Raw genomic sequence first — 20,948 nt, forward strand, 5'->3', positions numbered from 1 at the left:
TTCCCCTCCGGAGCGAGTTCCCGCAGTGTCCCGAGTGCCCACAATAACCGCCACTCACGACAAAACGCGGCACAACCGCGACCCCGCCCGGCATCAGCGCAAGTAGGAGGCCCCGTTCAGGTCGAGCACCGCGCCGCTGGCCCACTCCGCCGCGGGCGAGGCGAGGTAGACGACCGCGGCCGCGACCTCCTCGGCCCGCGCCACCCGCCCGAACGGGCTCTGCGCCCGGATGGCGTCGCCCCTGGGCGCCTTCAGGTGCTCGTTGGTCATGTCGGTCTCCACGAACCCCGGCGCGACGGAGGCCACCGCGATGCCGTGCGGCGCCAGCGCGACGGCCAGCGACTGCCCGAGCGCGTTGAGCCCCGCCTTGCTGGCCCCGTACGCCGGCGCGTCGGGCTCGCCGCGGTAGGCCCCGCGCGAGGTGACGTTGACGACGCGGCCGCCCGCCGGCATGTGCCGGACCGCGCACCAGGTGACGTTGGCCGCACCGAGCAGGTTGACGCCGAGGGTCCGCCGCCAGGCGTCCTGCCACTCCTCGTAGGTCGTGCCGGTCACCGGGTGGTGCAGGAACACCCCGGCGTTGTTGACGAGCACGTCGATGCGGCCGAGCGCCGCGGCCGCCTCGTCCACCATGCGCCGCACCTCGCCGGGGTCGGCCAGGTCGGCGCGGACCACGGCGTGCCCCTCCCCCGGCAGCCCGCCCAGCAGCTCGCGGGCCTCCCGCTCGGACGCGCGGTGGTGGACGGCGACCCGGTCGCCCTGCCCGGCGAAGGCCGCCGCGACGGCCCGGCCGATCCCGCGCGAGGCGCCGGTGACGAGTACTCCGCGTCCGCTGCTCACCCGCCGCACCCTAGCAGGGGGTCAGAACCGGCCCGTGCGCCGGAGGGCGGGCGGCCGCCCGTCGGGATCGACCGCGAAGCGGTAGAGGGGCATGGCCATCACCTTCTGCAGCCGCGACAGGGTGGGCGCCGGGTGCGGGCGCAGCCGCCCGGCCGGCCTGGGCCCCGCGCGGCCGCCCCGGTGCCACTCCTCCAGCCGGGACGCCGACCGCTCGAACGCCTCGAACGCGGCCGCCGGGTCGCACAGCTCGTCCCGCTCGCCGTCGGGCAGGTCCAGGTGCTCGGCCATGAGGGTCAGCCGCAGGTCGCGGGCGAAGCGCAGCGCGCCGTGCGGCGGGCGCGGGTCCTCCTGCTCGTCCAGCACCGCGCAGCTCAGCTCGGAGTCGTACGTCCAGGAGCGCAGGTTGACGTTGTCGGAGCCGATCGAGGCCCACACGTCGTCCACCACGCACACCTTGGCGTGCACGTAGACCGGGGTGCCCTGGTGGTTCTCCAGGTCGTAGATGCCGACCCGGTCGCCGCCCGCGGCGCGCAGCCGGGTGAGCGCGTCGGCGCGGCCGATGAGGCTCGCCGGGCCGGCCAGCCAGCCGTCCTGGTCGGGGTGGCGCGGCACGACGACGATCATGCGCAGGCCCGGCTCGCGCTCCAGCGCCTCGGCGAACGGCTCGATGACCTCGGTGGACCACAGGTACTGGTCCTCCAGGTAGACGATCGAGCGGGCGCGGGCCAGCACCTTGCGGTAGGCGCGGGCGATGCTGCGCTCGCCGTGCGGCGCGAACGGGTAGCCGCCGCGCCTGGCCGGGTACGTCCGCAGCAGCTGCACGGTGTGCCGGCCGGCGACCGGCGGGGGCGGCCCCGGCTTGGGCAGCGGCGGGGCGTCGTCCAGCTTGGTGAAGTGGTCGCGCAGCCGGCGCAGCGGGTCGCGGGTCTCGGGGGCGGGGTCCTCCCAGCGCTCGCAGAAGACCGCCTCGACCTCGGCGACGGCCGGGCCGTGGATGGCGACCTGCACGTCGTGCCAGGGCGGGCGGGGGCCGTACACGTCGGGCATGGGACAGCTCTGCGGGTCGCCCAGGTGCTCGGCGTCGTCGCGGCGGCTGTGGCACAGGTCGATGCCGCCGACGAAGGCGACGTCGCGGGAGGCGTCCCGGTCGTGCCGCAGGATGACGAACTTCTGGTGGTGGGCGCCGCCGGGCTTGGTCCGCGTGTCCAGCAGCGCCTGGCCGCCCGATCCCTCGATCTCCTCGCCGAGGTGCCGGTTCTCGGCCGCGCTGAACCGCAGCAGGTCCAGGTGGGAGCGCCAGATGAGGCCGCGGACGATCGCGCCGCGCCGGGCGGCGGCCGCGACGGCCTCGCCCACGGTGGGCCCGTCGGGGGTCAGGCGTTCGTCGGGGTCGCCGCGCCAGTCGGCGAACAGCAGCAGGTCGTCCTCGCCGAGCTGCTCCAGGCAGGAGCGCAGCTCGGCGAAGTAGCTCGCGCCGTGGATGAGCGGACGCACGTCGTTGCCGGTCGACCAGGGATGCAGCTTGGTCGAGCGGTTGTTTCGTTCCTCCTCGGTGAGGAACCAGTCCTCGATCCGCATTCGGTTGCGGGTACCCCGTGCGGGCACGATGATGCGCGGCTCAGGCGGGTTCCTTCTCCGGACGGGCCGGCCCGGGGGCGTCAGCGGAGGCAGACGCGGTGGCAGACGCGGTGGCAGACGCGGTGGCAGACGCGGTGGCGGGGGCGGTGGTCGCGGGGGCGGCCGGGAGGCGGACGGTGAAGGCCGCGCCGCGGCCGGGGCGGCCGTCGGCGGTCACCGTGCCGCCGTGGCCGTCCACGACCTCGCGGACGAGCGCCAGCCCGAGCCCGGACCCGCTCCCCACGAACGGGGCGAACAGCCGCTCCGCGCCGGCCGGGTCCAGGCCCGCGCCGTCGTCGCGCACGGTCAGCTCGACCACGTCGCCGCGGGCGGCCAGCGTCACCCGGACGTGCCCGCCGGGCGCGGTGTGGTTGAGCGCGTTGTCCAGCAGCGCGGCGATCACCCGACGCAGCGCCGAGGGCACGCCGGTGACGACGTGCCGCTCGCCGCCCGTCCCGTCGCAGCGCAGCTCGACGGCGACGCCGGCGGCCTGGGCGCGGGCGCCCTCGGCGACGACCTGCTCGGCGGCCAGCGCGGCCAGGTCGACCGGGGCGAAGGGCCGGTGCAGCCACTGGAAGCGGGCCGAGCGCAGCAGGTCCTCGACGACCTCGCCGAGCTGCCCGCTGCCGGTGACGAGCTGGTCCACCTCGTCCAGCAGCAGGATGGGGTCGGTGCCGCCGCGGATCCTGCGGGCCAGGAGCTGGGCGCGGGTGCTGAGGCGGGTCAGCGGGGCGCGCAGCTCGTGGCTGACGTCGGCGGCGAAGCGCCGCTGCCGGGCCAGCGCCTCGCCGAGCGGGGCGATCGCGCGCCGGGAGACGACCTGCCCCACGAGCAGGGCGGCCGCCAGGCCGGCGACCTCGGCGAACCCGAGCGTGCGCAGCAGCCGGGCCCGCTCGTCGCGCTGGTAGCGCAGGTCCATGACGGCCTGGACGACGCCGCCCGCGCGCCGCTCCGTGCGCAGCAGGTAGTCGCGGCCGGCCACCGTGGCGCGGGTGACGCGCGGCCCGCCGCCGCCGGACACCCGGTCCAGCTCGGCCCGCACCGGCAGGGCCGGGGGCGCGCCGGGCGAGGCCCGCTCCGTCCCGCCGCTGCGCTCGAACAGCCACACGCAGGGCGGCGGGTACGCGACGGGCGCCCGCCAGGTCGCGACGGCCAGCTCGCGGCGGGCGGACTCGTCCTGGCCGTGCGTCATGAAGCAGAGGACGAGCGCGCCGACCAGCGCCACCACGGCCGAGACGGCCGCCGCGACCTGCACCGTCAGCCGCCGCCTGGCGCGGATCAGCAGCCGCCGCTCCGGCGCGGTCCCGCCGGCAGCGGCCTGGCCGCGCGGGAAGACGCGAGGGCGGGGGAAGGCCCGGGGGCGCGGGAAGGCGCGAAGGCGCGGGAAGGCCCGGCGGCGCAGGAAGGCCCGGCGGGTCACAGCTCGCCCAGGCGGTAGCCCACGCCGCGCACCGTCCGCACGACCCCCGTCCCCAGCTTGTTGCGCAGGTAGTACACGTAGGTGTCCACGATCGAGTCCGTCCGCGCGCCGTCGAAGACCCGCTGCCGCAGCGACGCGCGGGTGTGCACCTGGCTCGGCCGTGCGGCCAGGGCGCCGAGCAGCCGGCACTCCTGCGCCGACAGCGCGACCTGCCCGCCGCCGGGCAGCCGGACCAGGCGGGCCTCGGCGTCCAGCCAGCCCGCGCCGAGCGGCAGCAGCGCCGCCTGGTCGAGGTTCCTGCGGTGCAGCGCCCGCACCCGGGCCAGCAGCTCCTCGACGTCGAACGGCTTGACCAGGTAGTCCTCGGCGCCCGCGTCGAGCCCGGCGACCCGGTCGGCGACCGCGCCGAAGGCGGTCAGCACCAGCACGGGCGTGGTGACCGCCCGCCGGCGCAGCCGCCGCAGCAGGTCGATGCCGTCCAGCGCGGGCAGGCCGCGGTCCACGATGAGCACGTCGTACGAGCGGCTCAGCCCGAGGTGCAGCCCCCGCTGCCCCTCCGGGGCGAGGTCGACCGCGTATCCCTCCTCGCTGAACAGCCCGACCAGCATGTGCGCGAGCTCGCGGTCGTCCTCGACCAGCAGCAGCCGACGGGTGGGCGGGTCGGCCGTGCCCGGTGTGCCAGCCATCAGACCACGTTGACATCCTTGTCAGGGAATTACCAGATCCACTGGCGCACCCGCCCGCGGCCGCCGCCGTGACCTGCGCGATCATCCAGAATTGGTCCTGACGAAGGCGCTTTCCTCCGCCGGTGGCACGGCCGGTTCGAGGCGGCCGGGCAGCGCCAGCTTGTACAGCGGCAGCGCGCCCGCGGTGGTGAGCACGGCCACCAGCACGAGCATGGCGAACAGCTCCCGGGTGATCATGCCCTGGGCCAGCCCGATGTTGATGAAGATCAGGATCATCAGGCCGCGGGCGTTCATCAGCCCGCCCACCGCGTACGACTCCCGCCAGCCGAACCCGATCCCCCGCATCGCGAGCGCGCACCCGAAGTACTTGCCGCAGAACCCGGCGGCCAGGATCAGCAGGAAAGCCCCCACCATGGCGCCGCCCGCCAGCCCGCCGAGCTGCGTGTTCAGCCCGGAGAAGGTGAAGAAGACCGGCAGCAGCAGGGTCGAGACGACCTCCATCATGCGGCCGTGCAGCGCCTGGCGGAAGGCGGCGTCGCGCGGCATGGCGAGGCCCGCGAAGAAGCCGCCGAAGACCGAGTAGACGCCGATCCAGTCGGTGATCCAGCCGGCGGCGAGCGGGATCAGCACGACCGCGTACATGACGCCGGGGCCGAAGCGCCCGGTGCGGGCCACGGCCCGGCCCATGGGCCGCAGCAGCGGCGCGACGACCTTGAGCATGACGACGGCGAACACCGCGGTCAGCGCGATCGTGGGCAGCGCCCCCGCCGGCCCGGAGCCGAGGTGCATGGCGGACAGCACGGCGAGCAGGCACCAGGCGAGGGCGTCGTCGATGGAGGCGGCCAGCAGGGTCAGCCTGCCGAGCGGGGAGTTCTCCAGGCCGCGCTCGTACAGGATCCTGGCCAGCATCGGGAAGGCGGTCAGCGACAGCGCGCCGCCGACGAACAGGGCGAACTGCAGCGGGCTGACGTCGGGCCTGGACAGCAGGCCGTGCAGGAGCAGCCCGGCGCCGGCGCCGAGCAGCAGGGACGGCAGCACGCCCGAGGCGGCCAGCACGCCCGCCCTGCGGACCTCGCCCGGGGTGCGGGCGCTGTGATCGAGACCGGCGCCGACCAGGAACATGTAGAGGGTCAGGCCGATCGTGCTGAGCACGTACAGGACGGGCCGGACCGCCTGCGGGAACAGCGCGGCCTGGGCCTCGGGGAAGAGCCGGCCGAGCAGGGTGGGGCCGAGCAGCACGCCGGCGACCATCTCGCCGAGGACGCGCGGCTGCATGACGAGCTGCGCCAGCCGGCCACAGACGGCGGCGGTGATCAGGATGGCGACGAGGGCGGGCAGGACCTGGAGCGCGAGCGCCAGGTTCGGGTCGGGGGCGTTGGCGGTGGTGGCGGTGGCGGTGGCGAGCAGGGGCATGCCGGTTCTCCGTACGACGGTCGGGGACGGCGGTCGGGGGTCACGGGCGGGCGGCGCGGGCGAAGTGGCGTTCGCACAGGCGCAGGCGGCGGGCGTCCCACACCATGTACGTGCCGAGCACGAGCTGGACGAGGCTGCGCCAGACGTCCTCCCAGCGGTCGCGCAGCCGCATGCGGGCCAGCGCCGCGCGGGCGGGCGGGGGCGCGCCGAGCGGGAGCAGCAGGCAGGGCCCCCGGTTGGGCAGCGACCGGGTGTGCCCGGCGGAGGTGGCGAGGGCGTAGCGGCCGAGCACCTCCCTGGTCACGGCCCGCATCACGACGGGGGCGAGCCCCCGGGCGGGGCAGGGACGGTTGGCGGGCACGCCGAACGGCAGGTGGTTGAGGTCCTTGGCGGCGGGCCCGGCGAACCGGGAGGGGTCGAACCGGCCGGGGTCGGCGTGCCCGGCGCGGTGGAAGGCGGGGTAGTCGAAGCAGAGCACCGACCCCGCCGGGAGCACCCGCCCGCCGCCGAGGTCGACGGGCGCGGTGGTGACCCGGTGGGCGATGCCGAAGAGGGGGTGGAGCCGCAGGCTCTCGGCGATCACCCGGTCGAGGTGGCGGTCGTCGCCGCGGCGGGCCTCCTCCTGCGCGGCCGGGTGCTGGGCGAGGGTCATGAGCAGGTGCGCCATGGCCTCCGAGAGCTGGACGACGGCGGTGTTGAAGAACGCGCCCTGCAGGTAGTGGGCCTGCTGCAACGGCGTCAGCCCGGGCGGCAGCGGCACCCGGACCCGGTCCAGGCGGCCGAGCAGGTGCCGGGTGAGCCGGTCGCGGCGGTCCATGTGGCGCAGGCCGCAGCACTTGAGCGCGGTGACGACGTCGTCGGCGTTGGCCGCCACCAGGTCGCGGGACTCCGGCGGGCAGGGCTCGGCGAAGACCAGCTCCCAGGCGAACCCGGCCCACAGCGGCATCATGAGGTCGCGCAGCCGCACCCGGCCGGCGACCCCGCCGAGGGCGCGGGCGGCGTGCCGGCGGGCCAGCGCCTCGGCCTCGGCGCGGGGCACGGCGAGCAGGGCGCGGGTGGTGCGGGCGACGGCGTCGTAGCGCTCCCCCGCCTCCAGGTGCTCCTGGTGCATCTCGGGGCCGGGCGCGAGCCAGTACCAGAACAGGTCCGACAGCGCCGCTCCCCGGCTGCGGCCGGTCGCGGCCGGGTGGGCGTACAGCTCCTTGAACCGCTCGACGCCCACCAGATCGCCGGGCACGGGGATGCCCTCGTCGCCGTTGATCCGGTTGAAGACCAGGACCCGCAGCGCGACGACCCGGCCGGGCAGCCACCACGGCAGGCTCGCCAGGACGGCGGCGGCCAGCGTGAGCAGGGCGGCGGTCAGCATGTCCGCCGCACCAGGTCCGGGGTGAGGCCGGCGGGCGAGGCGCAGCCGCACAGCGTGAGCGCCTGCTCGACCTCGGCGCGCAGCAGGGCCAGGACGCGGGCCACGCCCGCTTCGCCGCCGGCGGCGAGGCCCCAGAGCACCGGGCGGCCGACCGCGACCGCCGTGGCGCCGAGCGCCAGGGCCTTCAGCACGTCGGTGCCGCGCCGCACGCCGCCGTCCAGCAGCACCGGGACGGCGCCGCCGGTCGCGGCGGCGACGTCCGGCAGCAGGTCGATCGCGGCGGGGACGGTGTCGAGCTGCCGGCCGCCGTGGTTGGACACCATGATCGCGGCGACGCCGTGCTCCAGGGCGAGGCGGGCGTCGGCGGGGTGGGTGACGCCCTTGAGCACGATGGGCAGGCCGGTGGCGGCGCGGAGCCGGTCGAGGTCGGCCCACGACAGGCGGGGATCCATGACGATCGGCCGCACCGGGCCGCCGCGGTCGTCGTCCCGCTCGCCGCCTGTGCCCTCGCCCGGGCCCTCGCCCGGGTCGTCGCGGAGGTTCTCGCAGCGCAGGTGACCGGGCAGGTCGTGGAAGCCGTTGCGCAGGTCGCGCTCGCGCCGCCCGAACACCGGCGAGTCGGCGGTGACGACCAGCGCCTCGCAGCCGGCCCGCGCCGCCCGGCGGGCCAGCCGCACGGTGAAGTCGGCGTCCGGCTGCAGGTAGAGCTGGAACCACAGGCGGGCCCCCGGCGCGGCGGCGGCCACGTCCTCGACGGCGACGGTCGAGGCCATGCTGACGATCATGACGGTGCCGGCGGCGGCCGCCGCGCGCGCGGTGGCGCGCTCCCCCTCGGGGTCGGCGAGCCGGTGGAAGGCGGTCGGCGCGATCACCACCGGCAGGGCGGCGGGCCGGCCGAGCAGGGTGATCGCGGGGTCGGCCGGGCCGGCGCCGCGCAGCACCCGGGGCAGCAGGCCGAGCCGGGCGAAGGCGGCCTCGTTGGCGCGGACGGTGACCTCGTCGCCCGCGCCGCCCGCGAAGTAGTCGTAGTGGACGGGGTCCAGCCGGGCGCGGGCGGCCGCCTCGACCTCGCGCAACGTCCACGGCTCGGCGGCGACCCCGCCCATGGTCCCGTTCATGACGCCGGGGAGGCCGCGGCGCCGCAGCGGGCGAAGAAGGCCCGCAGCGGCTCGGCGTGGACCTCCTCGGAGTTCCACTCGTTCTCCAGGTTCTCGGTGATGTGGTGGACGGCGGGCGGCCGGCCCGGCAGCAGGTGACGGACCACGGGGTGCAGGTAGTGGCCCTCGTGGGCGCGGGCGGAGTCGCCCTGGCCGATCCGGGCCACCTGCACGTCGAACGGGTCGTGCTTGTCGTGGTCGGGGCCGTACTCCAGGGTGATCGCGACGTGGCCGCCGTCGCCGACCGGCGGGCCCTGCAGGTCGTACGGCACCTCCTCCAGGTAGCGGGCGGTGCCGTCGCCGCCGGGCACGATGACGTCGGCCAGCAGCCCGAACTGCTGCCACAGCCCCGAGGTGCGGTTGACCCGGTCGAGGACGGCCGCGGCCAGGGCGCCCGGCTCGTCCGGCAGGACGCGGGCGGGCCAGGGGACGCCGTGGTGGCGCAGTTCGAGCAGCCGGTGCAGGGCGCGCGTGCCGTACCGGAAGCCGTGGATGAAGCCGCTGGTGCCGCGCTTCCAGTCGCGCGACTGGGTGATGGTGCCGGCGAAGTACAGCCCGGGGACGTCCACCGACTCGTAGGCGGGGGTGAGCGCCGGGAAGCGGCCGTCCACGGCGAGCGCGGGCCGGCAGCCGGGGGCGAAGACGGAGGCGTCGAAGCGGAAGCCGGTGCACAGGATGACCCGGTCGTACGGGATGTCCTTGGTGACCTCGTCCACGCGGGTGAAGGCGACGGTCACCAGATAGGTGCCGTCGGGGCGGCGGGCGATGCGGCGGACGTGGCCGTCGAGCAGCGCGTTCTGGGACTTGAGCTGGTAGGTGTCGAGCAGGCCGTTGTTGACCGCGCGCAGGTGGCCGACGTAGTGGGTGCGCCATGCCAGGCGGACGGAGTTCGGCCCGGCGACGTGGATGACGGCGGCGGTCTCGATGAGGTTGTCGGCGGTCTCGAAGGCCGAGTTGCCCTTGCCGATGATCAGCACCCGCTGCCCGAGGTAGCCGGCGGGGTCGGTGGGGGCCTCGCCGTACAGCTCGGCCGTCTCGACGCCGGGGATGGGCGGGACGTTGGGCAGGCTGACGCCGGTCGCGACGATGACCCGTTCCGCCCGGTACGTCCGCCCGTGCTGGTCGGTGACCTCGAACGGCCCCGGCCGGGCGACCCGGACCACCCGCGTGTCGCAGGTGACGCGCAGGCCGGCGTGCGCGGCGTAGTCGCCGAGGTAGCGGACCATGTCGTCGGCGTGCGGGAAGTAGCGGTCGCTGTAGCGGGTGAACAGCGGGGCCGGGTCGCCGTCGTCGGCGAGCAGCGAGTTCCAGTCCATGCGGAGGTTGAGCTCGGGGTCGTCCCAGCCGGTGTGCTTCTTGTTGATCGAGATCAGCGTGCGGTGGCGCGGGAAGGCGCGGAAGAACGTGCCGGGCGCGGGGCCGGCCTCCAGGATGCGGTAGTCCCGCCCCGCACGGTGCAGGTGGTAGCCGAGCTGCAGGCCCGCCGGGCCCGCGCCGATCACCAGGTACTCCAGGACGTGGTCAGGCACTGACGCCTCCTCCACCGGGTGGTTGCCAGGACGACGCCAGTGTGGCCGGGTGATTCTCAGAGCTTGCTCAGAGAACGCCTCCCGGAGGCCCGGCTGCCGTCAGCCCCCGCACTCCGTCAGCAGCGAGTCGATCCTGGCCCTGGTGAGCGGCCGCCGCAGCATCGCCCGCAACCGCGCCGCCGCCCTGACCCGGTTCTCCTCCGGCTCCTCCCCCTCCTCCGCCAGGGCCCGCCGGGCGTAGAACTCCAGCAGGTGGCCCTGCTCGGCGACGGCCATGGAGAAGTCGGCCGGACCGGACAGCCGCGCGGGCCCGCCCGCGTCCCGGTAGGCCCGGTACGCGGCTCCCGCCTGCCCGTCGGGGAGGTCGGCGAGCACCCTGGCCAGCTCCCACGCCGGGCGGGCCGGGCCGCAGTTCTCCCAGTCCAGCACCACGATCCCGCCGTCGGCGGCGCGGCGGACGTTGTCCGGCCCGAGGTCGCGGTGGCAGGTGACGAGCCCGTCCGGCGGGGGCGCCTCGACCACCTCCTCGGCCGCGACCAGCAGGGGCACCGCCGCCGTCAACGCCGCCCGCCAGCCGCCACCCCCACCGTCACCCCCGCCGTCACCCCCACCGTCACCCCCACCGTCACCCCCGCCGTCACCCCCGCCGGCCTCTCTGACGCGCCGTGTGAGCGCCTCCCACCGGTCACGCCCGACCGGCTCGGCGAACCACGCCGCCACCGGCCCCGCAGCCGGATGCCCCACCCGGTGCACCCCGGCCGCCGCCGCCCCCAGCTCCTCCGCCCCCGCACGCCCGCCTTCGTCCTCCGGCACCAGATCCACCCACGCGTACACCCGCCACCGGCCCTCGAACACCACGTCCCCGCCGTCCTCGGTGCGCACGGGCCGCGGCAGCCGCACCCCGGCCTCGGCGGCGGCGAGCTGGAACGCCACGTCCGCCCGCGCGTCCTCCTCCCGCACCGGCACCAGCGACTCCTTGACCGCCCACGACCCGCGCCGGGTGTCCAGCCGCCAGATGCGTCCCAGCTCACCGCGCGCCGCGTACCTGGCCGCCCCGGCCGGCTCCCCCAGCCCGTACGCCGCCGCCACCGCCCCCTCCGGCACCCCGCTCACGCCCCACACCCCTTGTCCCGGGAACCCTGCATCATGATCCGGATCCTCGGCCCGTACGCCCGGCCCCCGCAACCCGGACCCCGCCCGCTGCCCTCACAACGACCGATGAGTTCCGCCCCGCCTTGCCGTCTCCACGGGGAGAACCGTTCTTCGCATGGAGAGGACAAGGAGCGTGCACCCCATGGAGCACGAGAACATGAGCGCCGCCCTGACCGTCGGCGTGCCCGCCGCGACGGTGTTCGCGGTGCTGGCCGACCCGACGAGCCACGCCGCGATCGACGGCACCGGCTGGGTGCGGAACGCCGCCGACCAGGCGCCCCTGGCCGAGGTCGGGCAGATCTTCCGGATGGACATGTACCACGTCAACCACCCGGACGGCGACTACCGGACGGCCAACAAGGTCATCGTCCTCGACCCGCCGCACGCCATCGCCTGGCTGACGGGCGTGGAGAAGGACGACGGCCGCCTGGAGTTCGGCGGCTGGTTCTGGCGGTACGACCTCAGGCCGCTCGGCCCGTCCGGGACGGAGGTGACGCTCACCTACGACTGGTCGGCGGTGCCGCCGGCCGTCCGGGAGCGCATCCAGTTCCCGCCGTTCGGCCCCGACCACCTGGTCAACAGCCTGCGCCACCTCGCCGACCTGGTCTTCGCCAAGTCCTCGGCGTGAGCCGGAAGGCAGCACGGGTGTCCTGCTGACAACGCCGCGTGACACCCGTACCGTCGGAGCGTGAGCAACGACAGCGACGACGACCCGCCTCCCGTCTGCGGCACCTGCCTGGGCGCGGGCGGCGAGTGGATGAACCGGAACGGCAAGGCCGGGGGCCAGTCCACGTGGGTGACGTGCGGCTCCTGTTCGGGGACGGGCCGGCAGTGACGGACCCGATCACCTGCCCGGAGTGCCAGGGCCGCCGGGGGCGGCGGTTCGGCCCGCTGTTCCTGGCCTGCCCGTTCTGCGGCGGCACCGGCCGGGTGGGCGGGGCCGACGAACCCGCCGAACGCGGCTGCGAGCCCCCGCCGGAGGGCCCGCCGCCCGCCTGGCAGCACAAGGTGTGGCAGGACCCGTGGACCGCCGCCGCGCTCGGCTGCCGGCTGTGCCTCGGCTCGCGGCGGCTCTCCCACGTCGACCGGGAGGCCGGGCGGCTGGTGACGATGCCGTGCCCCTGCGCGACCGGCGACGAGCCGGACCTCCCGTGGCCGGCCTGACGGGCCCGGTCCCGGAAAGGCGAAGACGGGCCGTCTCATTACCGCCGCTTGCCGATCACGTCACTACGGTGACAGCCATGCCTGACACACCTCGACGCCCCCGCATCCAATGGCAGGACGACTCCGAGCACCTCAAGAACCGGCCCTCCGCGCACCGGATCGTCAGCGAGTCACCGCGCCCGTCCGAGCCCGACACGCCGTCGCGGCCCCGCGGCCGGGACGCGGAGGAGACCGGCCCGGTCACGGCCCGGACCTGCTGAGCTGCCACCGCGCGAATGAGCTGACCTCCTCGTCCCGCGCCCGCGCGGCGTGCCGCAGCAGCGCCGGGTCGTCCTCGGCCAGGCGGGTCGCGATCGCCGCGGCGAACAGCCGGGCCGTCGGGTCGTCGCCGTCCAGCGCCGCGACGATCTCCCCGGGGTCGGGGTCCTCGGCGTCGGCGGCGACCAGCGCGGCCGTGAGCCGCCCGAGCTCGGGGTCGGTCAGGCGCGGCAGGCCGGCCATGAGCTGCTCGGTCGAGGCCATCGCCAGGAAGTGCAGGACCTTCCACCGGATGGACGGGTCGGGGTCCCGGCTCAGCGCGACGACCTGGGCGATGACGTCGGCGTGCTGCTCGTCGCCGGCGAGCAGCACGAACTCGACGGCGAAGAAGCGCACCTGCCGCCGGGGATGGGCGAGCAGCGCGGGCACCTCTCCCATCAGCGGGGCGGCCCGCTCGCCCAGCTCCGACAGCAGCCAGGCCCCGGTCTGCAGGGCCCTGTCGTCGCCGCTGCGCAGCAGCCTGCGGAGCTGTTCGACGGGGTAGCCGCCGAACAGCTCGTTCAGCAGGTCGTTGGCCGCCTCGCCGAGCGTCTCGTCGTCGGCCGGGTGCGAGAGGATGAGCTCCATCAGGTCGTCGCCTGTGCGCGTCTGCATCTCGCGTCAGTTCTCCTTGGCCTTGTCCTCGAGCTTCCGCAGAAGCTCCTGCTCCTGGCGCAGCCGTGCCTGGTGCCCCGGATCGCTGCCGAGCCGGGCCTCGTTCATCTTGCGGGTGAGGATACTGTCCTTGAGCTCCTTGGCGGCCTTCTCGGCCTCTGCCGCCGACATGTTCTGCACGTCGTTGTTGCTGGGCAGGCGTCCGTGCATCCGCTGCGCGCCGGCATCGTAGCTCGCTGAGGAGTTCGGGTCGTAGCCGCCGCCCTTGCCCTTGCCCCGGCCGCCTCTTCCGCCGCCGCCCCCTCCTCTTCTGCGGCCGATCTGGAGCATGCCGTCCCGGGCGTGCGGGCGCTTCTCCATCTCCTTCATGATGCGCCGCATGGTCTCGGTGACGCGGCTGCCGAGGGCGGGGGCCAGCCCCCTGGCGGTGCCCTCCGCGCCTTCGAGCGCCACCTTGCCGACGGCGTGCCGGGTCATGTACATGCGCGCGAGCGCGGCCATCCCGCCCGCCGCGCCCCCGAACAGCAGTGCCTGGGTGGTGGTGGCCAGCCCGTACGCGGCCTGCGTGCCCACGGCGACCTTGACCGCGCTGACCACGTTCGCGGTGCCGTCGAGCACGACCGGCGCGGACCTGGAGGCGGCGGTGGCCTGCGTGATGTGGCCGCCGCCGTCGCCGACCTTGTTCCACCGGGTGGTCAGGGCCGTGGCCGACTCGCCCTGGTAGTTCTGCTGCGTGCGGCGGACCGTCGCGTCGGCCTGCGCGCCCTGGGCCGACGATCCGGCGAGCACGGTACGCCAGGCGTGCGCGTCCTTGCGGATCTCGTCCTCGTTGATCTTCGGCCAGGGGAAGCCGATCAGGTTGAGGAAGCCCGACAGCCGCGGGTCGAGCATCACAGCCATGCCGGGTCCGTGAGGTTCTCGATGTTGGCGTCCTCCGTCGCGCGGGTGTTCGCGGTCACCAGTCGCAGGCCCTCGCCGGTGTCGGTGATCTCCCCGCCGATCCCCGCCAGCGCTTCGAGCGAGACCTGCAGGCATTCCGTGTACGTCCCGACGATGACGCCGAACAGGCCGTCGTCCTCCCAGTTGTGGCCGCCGTTGCTCCGTTCCCTGAGCCGGGCGAGGGCGGCGTCGTAGTCCGCTCCCTGGCCGCTGACGTACGCGCCGCCTCGTCCCACCGTTCCCAAGGCGATCTCAAATCCCGTCATGCTCATGAAGCATAACTAGACGCATCACGACATAGACGGCGCTTCCGTCTACACTGATCCGCTCACCCACCTTGACTGCCGGAGGTCGACATGCGATCACCCGCACCGGAGGACGACGCCGAATACCTGCACCAGTACGTCGCCCAGAGCCGCCGCGCCGTCCGCGCGCTGCACGAGGCGCGGGCGTCGATCGGCCGCGTGGAGGGCCGGGCGAGGAGCCAGGACGGGCTCGTCGAGGCGGCCGCCGGCGGCCACGGCCTCCCCACCCGCCTGCGCATCGACCCCCGGGCGCTGCGGCTCGGCGAGGCGGCGCTCGGCAGGCAGGTCGCCGAGGTGCTGCGGTCCGCGCAGGACGACGCCGGGCGGCAGGCGCGGCAGATCGCCGAAGGGGTGCGCGACCTCACCGCGGCCCTGCCGGAGCCGCTGGACGAGACGTTCGTGCGCGGCCGGGTCGACCAGGCGCTGTCCCGCCTGGCCTGGGAGGGATAACGTGCTCTGGCCGCCCATCGACCCCGCGAACATCAGTGAGAGAGAGCTCGACGAGGCCGCCCGCCGCGGTGAGCGGATGCTGGCCTGGCTGGAGTCGGCACAGGAGGAGCTGCGGGCCGTCACCGGCACCGGCTCGGGGCCGTCGGGGCACGTGCGGGTGAGCGTGGACGCGGACGGCCGCGTCCTCGACGTCCGCTACGACGGGCGCGCCCTGCGGCTGGGCAGCCAGGACCTGGCCGAGGAGACGCTGGCGGCGGTACGGGCGGCGTGCGCCGACGCCGAGCGGCGCACCCACGACCTCATGCGCGAGGCGTTCCCCGGCTACGACCCGGCCGCGACGCAGGCCGAACTGGAACGGCTCCTCGGCGAAGGCTGAGAAGACCGCCGGGCGCCCTGGATCGCGGCGCCCGACCGCGAAAAAGGCCCAACCCCACGGGCGTGGGATTGGGCCTTCTCCGTACTGGTGGGCGATGCTGGGATCGCACCAGTGAGTGTTTTCCATCCTGAAGCCGCAGGTCGCGGGCATGCTGCGCGAGTGGGTCTGATCGACAAGTAGAAGAGCCCCTGGTAGAAGGGTTGTCGACCAAGATCAACCGTTAGGCCAGAGGCTCCGAGTTGCTGTTCTACCGCGCCGCGCTGCCGTTGTCACCTCAGACCCTGTCCTATCTGTCCGGCATCCTGCGCCGGCACCGCAACACGATCAACTCGCCCTGGCGTCGCCGCAACCCCGGCCAACAAGCCCTGCTCGTCCTCGTCCACCTGAGAAAAGGCGAGACCCTGACAGAGGTCGCCGCAGGCTTCGGCGTCGGCATCGCGACCGCCTGGCGCTACATCCGCGAGGCCATCGTCCTGCTCGCCCACCGCTCACCCCGCCTGGAGCAGGCGTTACGCGCCGCCAAGCGGGCCGGCTACCCCTACCTGGTCCTGGACGGCACCCTCATCCCCATCGACCGCGTGGCCGCCGACCGGCCCTACTACTCCGGCAAGCACCGCAGACACGGCATGAACATCCAGATCCTGGCCACCCCCGACGGCACACCCCTGTGGACCTCCGGCTCCCTGCCCGGCTCCGTGCACGACCTCAAAGCCGCCCGGATCTGGGGCATCCCGCGCCGCCTCAAGGCCGCCAGCCTGCTCGTCCTCGCCGACAAGGGCTACGTCGGTGCCGGCGAGCACGTACGCGTGCCCTACAAGGGCCGCAACAAGCCCGCCTCCCAGAAGGCCGCCAACGCCGCCCACGCCAAGCTCCGCGGACCGGGCGAACGGGCCAATGCCCAGCTGACGACCTGGCGTATTCTGCGCAAACTACGATGCTGCCCACTTCTCGCAGGCCAGCTCGTCAAAGCGATCCTCGTCCTACAGCTCCGCGAGGCGGGATGAAAAGCACTCAATGAGGTGGCCCGGTTGAAAGTATGTAAACTAGCCACACCTTGCAGCGGCCTAGGAATACCATCATGCGACGAGTATCCCTTCGCCTCTTCGGTGAGATGTGTGGTAGATAGTTGAAGCATCGTCGTCCGCCGCTAGCCTCATTATCCTAGCGGCGGACGGCACGCCAATCTGTCGATCATAAACATGGCCGGTAGCATGGCACGCCACCCAGGGAGACCCATGATTGATGAGAGCTATTCTCGTTGGTTCCGTCGATACACCACTAACGTCCTCGCACTTACATGGTGCTCCGCCACCACGGCCGATGATGTCCTGGCAGCCTACGGCATCTCGCCTAAGCTCACGGAGCCGATGCACTTCCTAGGTGGCGATATCGATATGCTCATTGGGCGTCTCGGTAACGGCACCGTCATCATGGATTATTGCGTCGATTACCCCACACTCGGGGCTCTTCCCGCCCTGGCGCAGCACGGACCTTGCCTGAGTGCTGCTTGGTGTGGCGACGTTCCCGCGATTGTATCCTATTACACTCAAGGTGGCCGTGTAGTCGAGTTCGACGCAAGGTCGCGGGACTGGTATTCGGATCCCGATCTCGCCAGCGTCGAACAATGGATTGCCACTACGCCTGCCGGGAAGGAAATATGGGACGATCGCTGGATTCGAGCCGTTCTTGTCACCGCCGAAGGGATGCTTCAAGCTGCTATTGACGAAGAATGGATGCGGTCCACACACGTCGGCGTTACATTTCCCGAATAACCACCTACCTCCGACCGGGGCCGTGAGCGTGGTGACTCCTTACGCAGCGCTGTACGTAAGGGGATCTTGGATCTTGACCGGGAGGTCGTCGGCAGCCCTCGCCGTGATGGTCACCGTGCGTGACGGCGATGGGCGGTGACCGGCCCCCGAGATGCGAAACCCGTGGCCTTGTGGATCATGACTGTTCTCTACGCAGCCAACCCTCAAGGAACCACGGGCGTGTACAACCCTACCGAGACCCCCACCGACGCGACACTGCTGCTGGACCTGGAAGGCCTGCACGTGGTCAAGGTGGAACGCGGCGAGGACGGCCACCGACTCGTCCACCTCGTCACCGCCGATGAGACAGCCCGTGCCTGCCCCACCTGCGGCGTCTTCTCCGTCACCGCCAAGGAGCGGGTGACCACCCGGCCGCGGGACTCGTGCGCGGGCGGCACGCCCTGCACCCTGCTGTGGCACAAACTCCGCTGGAGCTGCCGCGAACCGCTGTGCTCACGAGGGTCGTTCACTGAGCAGATTCCGCAGGTGGCGGCCGGGATGCGGACGACCGCCCGGCTGCGCCATGCGTGCGGGCGCGCGATCATCGACGGCGGACGCGCCGTCGCCCAGGCCGCCCGGGACCACCGGGTGTCGTGGCCGGTCGCGATGCGCGCACTGCGCGCCTACGCCGCCAAAGTCCTGCCCGCCGAGCCCGATCCACCCCGGTGGCCGGGATCGACGAGATCCGGCGTGGTGCTCCCTGCTGGGAGCAAGATCCCACCATCGGGAAATATCGGCTGGTCGCGGACCGATGGCACGTCGGGTTCACCGACGTCAGCGGCGGCCAGGGGCTGCTCGGCCAAGTCGAGGGCCGCGTCTCGGCCACGGTCGCGGCCTGGCTTTCCGCCCGCCCCGAGGCTTGGCGTCAGGCGATCACCCACGTGGCGATCGACATGTGCCAGACCTTCCGCTGCGCGGTCCGCGCCGCGCTGCCGCACGCGGTCATCGTGGTCGACCACGTCCACGTGGTCCAACTCGCCAACACCAAGCTCGCTGAGCTGCGCCGCCGCCTGACCTGGAAGATGCGCGACCGACGCGGCCGGACCGGCGACCCCGAATACGACCACCGGCGGCTGTTGCGGGCCAACCGTGAGGACCTCACGGCCGACCAGGTCGCCGTCCTGGAACGTGACCTGACCCGGATCGGCACCCACGGCCGGCACCTCCTGGCGGGCTGGCACGCCAAGGAGAAGCTGCGACACCTGCTCGCCCTGGCCCGCACGAACCCGTCCCGCTCACAGATCGCCCATCGCTTGCACGCCTTCTGCGCCTGGTGCGTCGACCACCCCTACCTGCCCGAACTCATCACGCTCGCCGAGACCGTGGCCGCCTGGTGGGAAGAGATCGAGGCGTTCCTCCATACCGGGATCACCAACGCCAAGAGCGAGGGCACCAACCGGGTCATCAAGCTCGAAGCCCGCTGCGCCTACGGCTTCCGCAACCCGGTCAACCAGCGCCTACGTCATGCTGCGCTACCACCCGAGGGAGCTGAAACCGCGCCGTTCCCGCCTAATACTCCAGCCGCACTTAGGGATCGATGAGTCTGCGCTGGCGTTGATAGTGGCAGCGGCGGGCGCGGGCTTGATGACAGCGTCGCCAGTGTGACCAGCGCAGATAATGCTCGGCCGAGTGGTGGCGTCGATGGAGACGAGTGTGGAGACTACGGATCTCGTTGACGGTGAGCGGGATCAGGTGCTGGGACTCGTCCGGGCCGGTGGGGTTTGCGGGCTCCGGCGGTGATTGTCCGCCCGTGGGCCCCCTGTGTGGTGGGCGGAGCGGTCATCGAGCCGGACAGGAACGCCAGGTGAGCGTGGGCGACCATGACCAAGGTGACGTACCGGTACCAGGCGATGTGCTTGCGGACCTGGTAGCGGTCGAGGCCGGCCTCGTTCTTGGTGGCCTGGAAGCACTCCTCGATGCTCCATCGGGCTCCTGTCACGCGGACCAGGGCGGTCAGGGCGACTGATCCGCTGGACCAGCACCGGTAGTAGGCCACCTCGCAGGGGTCGCTGATCGAGCGGCGGGCCAGCAGCCAGTCATGGGAGCCGTGCTCGCCGAGCGTGATCCAGGCCCAGTCGTAGAAGCGGTGCCCCTTGGCGCCCTGACCGCAGGAGTAGCGCTGCCAAGCTGAGACGGGCAGGGCGGCGACAGCCCGGCCGGCGCGGGTCTTGGCGCCGGCCACAGTGATCGGATGGTCGCAGGAGACCGCAAAGACCTGGTTCAGGCCACGGCCGGGGCACCGCTCACGCAGGACCGGATTGTCGCCGTATGCCTCATGGCCGGTGACCCAGCCGAAGCTGAGCAGCACATCGCCGGCGGCCCGCTCGATCATCTTCCAGGCCAGCTCGGGCTTGGTCGCAAAGACCGCCCCCGGCGGCACCCCGGCCTCGGCCAGGCGGTGCGGCGCAGCGAACCAGGCGCTGGCAGGTACAACTCCCGGTCGATCAGAACCCGCCGCCCGCTGGATGCACTGTAGGACGCGAACACGCCGATCTGGCAATTGGTGATCTTCCCGGCGGTGCCGGTGTACTGCCGCTGCACTCCTGCCGAGCCAGTGCCCTTCTTCTCGAACCCGGTGTCGTCCATCACCAGCACCCCCGCCAGGTCACCGAATCGCTCGCCGACCTGCGCCCGCAGTGCATCGCGGACCTGGTCGGCGTCCCATCGGGCGTGGTTGAACAGTCGCTGAAGCCCATCGGGACAGGCGTCCCCGGCGTACTCGGCCAGCGACCAGCCGTTCTTCCGTTCCAGATCGCTCAGCAGCCCGTCCAGGCAGGCCCGTGCCCGTGACCGCGGCTCGCGCCGTCCGAAGGACGGTGCCAGCACCTGGGAGAACAACTCATCCAGTGCATCGTCCCAACACGCTGGGCCGGCCTGAGCTACCGCGAACGACACGGCCATCGTCCGATCACCTTGGAGCTTCACAACCCCAGGTCTCGGCGATGGCCGTGTCACGTTCGGGGCTTCGACCAGCCAGAATGTCGAAGTGCGGCTGGAGTACTAGACCCTCACGATGCCCTGAATGGTTCGGCGTCTCCCCATTCCCAGAAAGCTTCTCCTCGTTCGACATAGCCGCTTACAAGGCCAATCAGGTCATCGACATTTATATCTGCGGGAACATCTATGGCTACATGTCGATCTCCGCTCCACTCAAACAGAAGGTCAGCCTCACCGATCTTCATATTAATTGAATTTATAACGGTAGAGAGGCGCTCAGCTCCAAGCGATGGGATGAGTAGAACGCGAAGGACTTTTCGCCCCGATGGGCGCACTAGTGAACTAATCAACGACCCGTCGGAAGATATATCAACTATGTCCCCCAGGGCAAGTCCGTAAACTCGAAAGGGAATGCATCGGACTTCATACATTCCACCACCCAGATCGCCTAGCCATATTTGCTCAAACAGGCCAGGAAACCCGAATGGTGCGAGATCAACGCGCGCAATATAATTCTGCTTGGCCACCTTCACTGGGGCATCATGCACGAGAAACTTAGGTTCAGTAGCACCCACAGTGCGCTCCTCGCAGCTAATCGACTATGGCCAGTTGCCCGTTGAGCCAACGGGCAACTGGCCACTCTACCTTAGACTATTCATTCATTTCCTGTCACCACCATGGCGACAGGAAGGGGCCCACGTAATACGGGGGAGGATTCACAGGTTGCGGCCGAGAACCTTTGGAGCTATTGCAGAACGTGCAAGCGGGTGCCGTGTTTGCATCCGTCAAGTCGCCTCCGCGAACTCTCGGATGAACATGATCGATGCTTGTTGCCGGGCTCGTTCGACACCAAGAACATAGCGGTCCCACACTT

The 20,948-nt window shown here is 72.5% G+C and carries 23 protein-coding genes and 2 pseudogenes; 10 read left to right on the forward strand and 15 right to left on the reverse strand.

Features of this window, described 5'->3' with window-relative positions:
- Positions 1–93: 93 nt before the first annotated feature.
- From MF672_RS23595 to MF672_RS23635, 9 genes are all read right to left on the reverse strand, one after another.
- On the reverse strand, positions 94–840 hold the full coding sequence (locus MF672_RS23595; RefSeq protein WP_242371295.1) for an SDR family NAD(P)-dependent oxidoreductase: 747 nt from the start codon (positions 838–840) through the stop codon (positions 94–96).
- A gap of 21 nt (positions 841–861) precedes the next feature.
- Entirely contained in the window at positions 862–2,418 is a 1,557-nt protein-coding gene (locus MF672_RS23600; RefSeq protein ID WP_242371293.1) for a phospholipase D family protein, read from the reverse strand.
- Positions 2,419–2,458: 40 nt separating this feature from the next.
- The gene (locus tag MF672_RS23605) at positions 2,459–3,877 is read right to left on the reverse strand and encodes a sensor histidine kinase (RefSeq protein WP_242371292.1); all 1,419 of its coding nucleotides are present in this window, start codon (positions 3,875–3,877) and stop codon (positions 2,459–2,461) included.
- Positions 3,874–4,563: a response regulator transcription factor gene (locus tag MF672_RS23610; RefSeq protein WP_242371290.1), complete on the reverse strand. Its 690-nt coding sequence runs from the start codon at positions 4,561–4,563 to the stop codon at positions 3,874–3,876. The genes MF672_RS23605 and MF672_RS23610 overlap by 4 nt, the downstream gene beginning before the upstream one ends.
- An 81-nt stretch (positions 4,564–4,644) precedes the next feature.
- Positions 4,645–5,976: a cation:proton antiporter gene (locus MF672_RS23615; protein ID WP_242371288.1), complete on the reverse strand. Its 1,332-nt coding sequence runs from the start codon at positions 5,974–5,976 to the stop codon at positions 4,645–4,647.
- Between the two features lie 40 nt (positions 5,977–6,016).
- Positions 6,017–7,342, reverse strand: a complete 1,326-nt coding sequence (locus tag MF672_RS23620) for a cytochrome P450 (protein WP_242371287.1) — start codon at positions 7,340–7,342, stop codon at positions 6,017–6,019.
- The gene (locus tag MF672_RS23625) at positions 7,336–8,460 is read right to left on the reverse strand and encodes an alpha-hydroxy acid oxidase (protein ID WP_242371286.1); all 1,125 of its coding nucleotides are present in this window, start codon (positions 8,458–8,460) and stop codon (positions 7,336–7,338) included. Before MF672_RS23625 ends, MF672_RS23620 begins: the two co-directional genes overlap by 7 nt.
- Complete coding sequence (locus MF672_RS23630) at positions 8,457–10,028, reverse strand: NAD(P)-binding domain-containing protein (protein ID WP_242371285.1); 1,572 nt, start codon at positions 10,026–10,028, stop codon at positions 8,457–8,459. Before MF672_RS23630 ends, MF672_RS23625 begins: the two co-directional genes overlap by 4 nt.
- Positions 10,029–10,127: 99 nt before the next feature.
- Positions 10,128–11,141 (reverse strand): phosphotransferase, encoded by a 1,014-nt coding sequence (locus tag MF672_RS23635; RefSeq protein WP_242371284.1) that lies wholly within the window; start codon positions 11,139–11,141, stop codon positions 10,128–10,130.
- Between the two features lie 181 nt (positions 11,142–11,322).
- Between MF672_RS23635 and MF672_RS23640 the strand changes: the two genes are divergently transcribed.
- The 4 genes from MF672_RS23640 to MF672_RS23655 all read left to right on the forward strand — a co-directional run bounded on the left by MF672_RS23640 (position 11,323) and on the right by MF672_RS23655 (position 12,604).
- The gene (locus tag MF672_RS23640) at positions 11,323–11,808 is read left to right on the forward strand and encodes an SRPBCC family protein (protein WP_242371283.1); all 486 of its coding nucleotides are present in this window, start codon (positions 11,323–11,325) and stop codon (positions 11,806–11,808) included.
- A 60-nt stretch (positions 11,809–11,868) separates the two neighbouring features.
- Entirely contained in the window at positions 11,869–12,015 is a 147-nt protein-coding gene (locus tag MF672_RS23645; protein ID WP_242371282.1) for a hypothetical protein, read from the forward strand.
- Positions 12,012–12,344, forward strand: a complete 333-nt coding sequence (locus MF672_RS23650) for a hypothetical protein (RefSeq protein WP_242371281.1) — start codon at positions 12,012–12,014, stop codon at positions 12,342–12,344. The genes MF672_RS23645 and MF672_RS23650 overlap by 4 nt, the downstream gene beginning before the upstream one ends.
- A 77-nt stretch (positions 12,345–12,421) precedes the next feature.
- The gene (locus tag MF672_RS23655) at positions 12,422–12,604 is read left to right on the forward strand and encodes a hypothetical protein (RefSeq protein WP_242371279.1); all 183 of its coding nucleotides are present in this window, start codon (positions 12,422–12,424) and stop codon (positions 12,602–12,604) included.
- Here MF672_RS23655 and MF672_RS23660 read toward each other — a convergent pair.
- From MF672_RS23660 to MF672_RS23670, 3 genes are read right to left on the reverse strand one after another with little or no spacing between them, the layout of a single operon-like run.
- Positions 12,585–13,256: a hypothetical protein gene (locus MF672_RS23660; protein ID WP_242371277.1), complete on the reverse strand. Its 672-nt coding sequence runs from the start codon at positions 13,254–13,256 to the stop codon at positions 12,585–12,587. The genes MF672_RS23655 and MF672_RS23660 overlap by 20 nt on opposite strands.
- Before the next feature lie 6 nt (positions 13,257–13,262).
- Positions 13,263–14,156, reverse strand: a complete 894-nt coding sequence (locus MF672_RS23665; RefSeq protein WP_242371275.1) for a WXG100-like domain-containing protein — start codon at positions 14,154–14,156, stop codon at positions 13,263–13,265.
- A complete protein-coding gene (locus MF672_RS23670) occupies positions 14,147–14,461 on the reverse strand; it encodes a hypothetical protein (protein WP_242371273.1) in 315 nt (104 codons plus the stop codon). The genes MF672_RS23665 and MF672_RS23670 overlap by 10 nt, the downstream gene beginning before the upstream one ends.
- A gap of 90 nt (positions 14,462–14,551) precedes the next feature.
- On the opposite strand from MF672_RS23670, the gene MF672_RS23675 reads away from it, so the two are divergent.
- From MF672_RS23675 to MF672_RS23695, 6 genes and pseudogenes are all read left to right on the forward strand, one after another.
- Positions 14,552–14,950: a YbaB/EbfC family nucleoid-associated protein gene (locus MF672_RS23675; RefSeq protein WP_242371272.1), complete on the forward strand. Its 399-nt coding sequence runs from the start codon at positions 14,552–14,554 to the stop codon at positions 14,948–14,950.
- A 1-nt stretch (position 14,951) separates the two neighbouring features.
- Positions 14,952–15,326 carry a YbaB/EbfC family nucleoid-associated protein gene (locus MF672_RS23680; RefSeq protein ID WP_242371270.1) on the forward strand — a complete coding sequence of 125 codons (375 nt, stop codon included), beginning with the start codon at positions 14,952–14,954 and terminating at the stop codon, positions 15,324–15,326.
- A gap of 239 nt (positions 15,327–15,565) precedes the next feature.
- On the forward strand, positions 15,566–16,330 hold the full coding sequence (locus MF672_RS23685) for a transposase family protein (protein ID WP_242371268.1): 765 nt from the start codon (positions 15,566–15,568) through the stop codon (positions 16,328–16,330).
- Positions 16,331–16,561: 231 nt separating this feature from the next.
- Positions 16,562–17,098, forward strand: a complete 537-nt coding sequence (locus MF672_RS23690) for a hypothetical protein (RefSeq protein WP_242371266.1) — start codon at positions 16,562–16,564, stop codon at positions 17,096–17,098.
- A 177-nt stretch (positions 17,099–17,275) separates the two neighbouring features.
- Positions 17,276–17,530: pseudogene (locus MF672_RS52205) on the forward strand (hypothetical protein); the annotation flags it as partial.
- A 272-nt stretch (positions 17,531–17,802) separates the two neighbouring features.
- A complete protein-coding gene (locus tag MF672_RS23695; RefSeq protein ID WP_242371264.1) occupies positions 17,803–18,678 on the forward strand; it encodes a transposase in 876 nt (291 codons plus the stop codon).
- 119 nt (positions 18,679–18,797) lie between these two features.
- Here MF672_RS23695 and MF672_RS23700 read toward each other — a convergent pair.
- From MF672_RS23700 to MF672_RS51815, 3 genes and pseudogenes are all read right to left on the reverse strand, one after another.
- A pseudogene (locus MF672_RS23700) lies at positions 18,798–20,038 on the reverse strand (IS701 family transposase).
- Between the two features lie 107 nt (positions 20,039–20,145).
- Entirely contained in the window at positions 20,146–20,607 is a 462-nt protein-coding gene (locus tag MF672_RS23705) for a DUF4265 domain-containing protein (RefSeq protein ID WP_242371261.1), read from the reverse strand.
- A gap of 136 nt (positions 20,608–20,743) precedes the next feature.
- A complete protein-coding gene (locus tag MF672_RS51815; RefSeq protein WP_308210535.1) occupies positions 20,744–20,944 on the reverse strand; it encodes an HNH endonuclease in 201 nt (66 codons plus the stop codon).
- Between the last annotated feature and the right edge of the window lie 4 nt (positions 20,945–20,948).

The organism is Actinomadura luzonensis, assembly GCF_022664455.2.
In the GTDB taxonomy this organism is placed as follows: Bacteria; Actinomycetota; Actinomycetes; order Streptosporangiales; family Streptosporangiaceae; genus Nonomuraea; species Nonomuraea luzonensis.

Coding starts and splice junctions, on each gene's coding strand:
- MF672_RS23610 (WP_242371290.1), bottom strand. CDS start 4,563: ATGGCTGGCACACCGGGCACGGCCGACCCGCCCACCCGTCGGCTGCTG.
- MF672_RS23640 (WP_242371283.1), top strand. CDS start 11,323: ATGGAGCACGAGAACATGAGCGCCGCCCTGACCGTCGGCGTGCCCGCC.
- MF672_RS23665 (WP_242371275.1), bottom strand. CDS start 14,156: ATGGCTGTGATGCTCGACCCGCGGCTGTCGGGCTTCCTCAACCTGATC.
- MF672_RS23655 (WP_242371279.1), top strand. CDS start 12,422: ATGCCTGACACACCTCGACGCCCCCGCATCCAATGGCAGGACGACTCC.
- MF672_RS23675 (WP_242371272.1), top strand. CDS start 14,552: ATGCGATCACCCGCACCGGAGGACGACGCCGAATACCTGCACCAGTAC.
- MF672_RS23625 (WP_242371286.1), bottom strand. CDS start 8,460: ATGAACGGGACCATGGGCGGGGTCGCCGCCGAGCCGTGGACGTTGCGC.
- MF672_RS23660 (WP_242371277.1), bottom strand. CDS start 13,256: ATGCAGACGCGCACAGGCGACGACCTGATGGAGCTCATCCTCTCGCAC.
- MF672_RS23690 (WP_242371266.1), top strand. CDS start 16,562: ATGATTGATGAGAGCTATTCTCGTTGGTTCCGTCGATACACCACTAAC.
- MF672_RS23615 (WP_242371288.1), bottom strand. CDS start 5,976: ATGCCCCTGCTCGCCACCGCCACCGCCACCACCGCCAACGCCCCCGAC.
- MF672_RS23670 (WP_242371273.1), bottom strand. CDS start 14,461: ATGACGGGATTTGAGATCGCCTTGGGAACGGTGGGACGAGGCGGCGCG.
- MF672_RS23600 (WP_242371293.1), bottom strand. CDS start 2,418: ATGCGGATCGAGGACTGGTTCCTCACCGAGGAGGAACGAAACAACCGC.
- MF672_RS23620 (WP_242371287.1), bottom strand. CDS start 7,342: ATGCTGACCGCCGCCCTGCTCACGCTGGCCGCCGCCGTCCTGGCGAGC.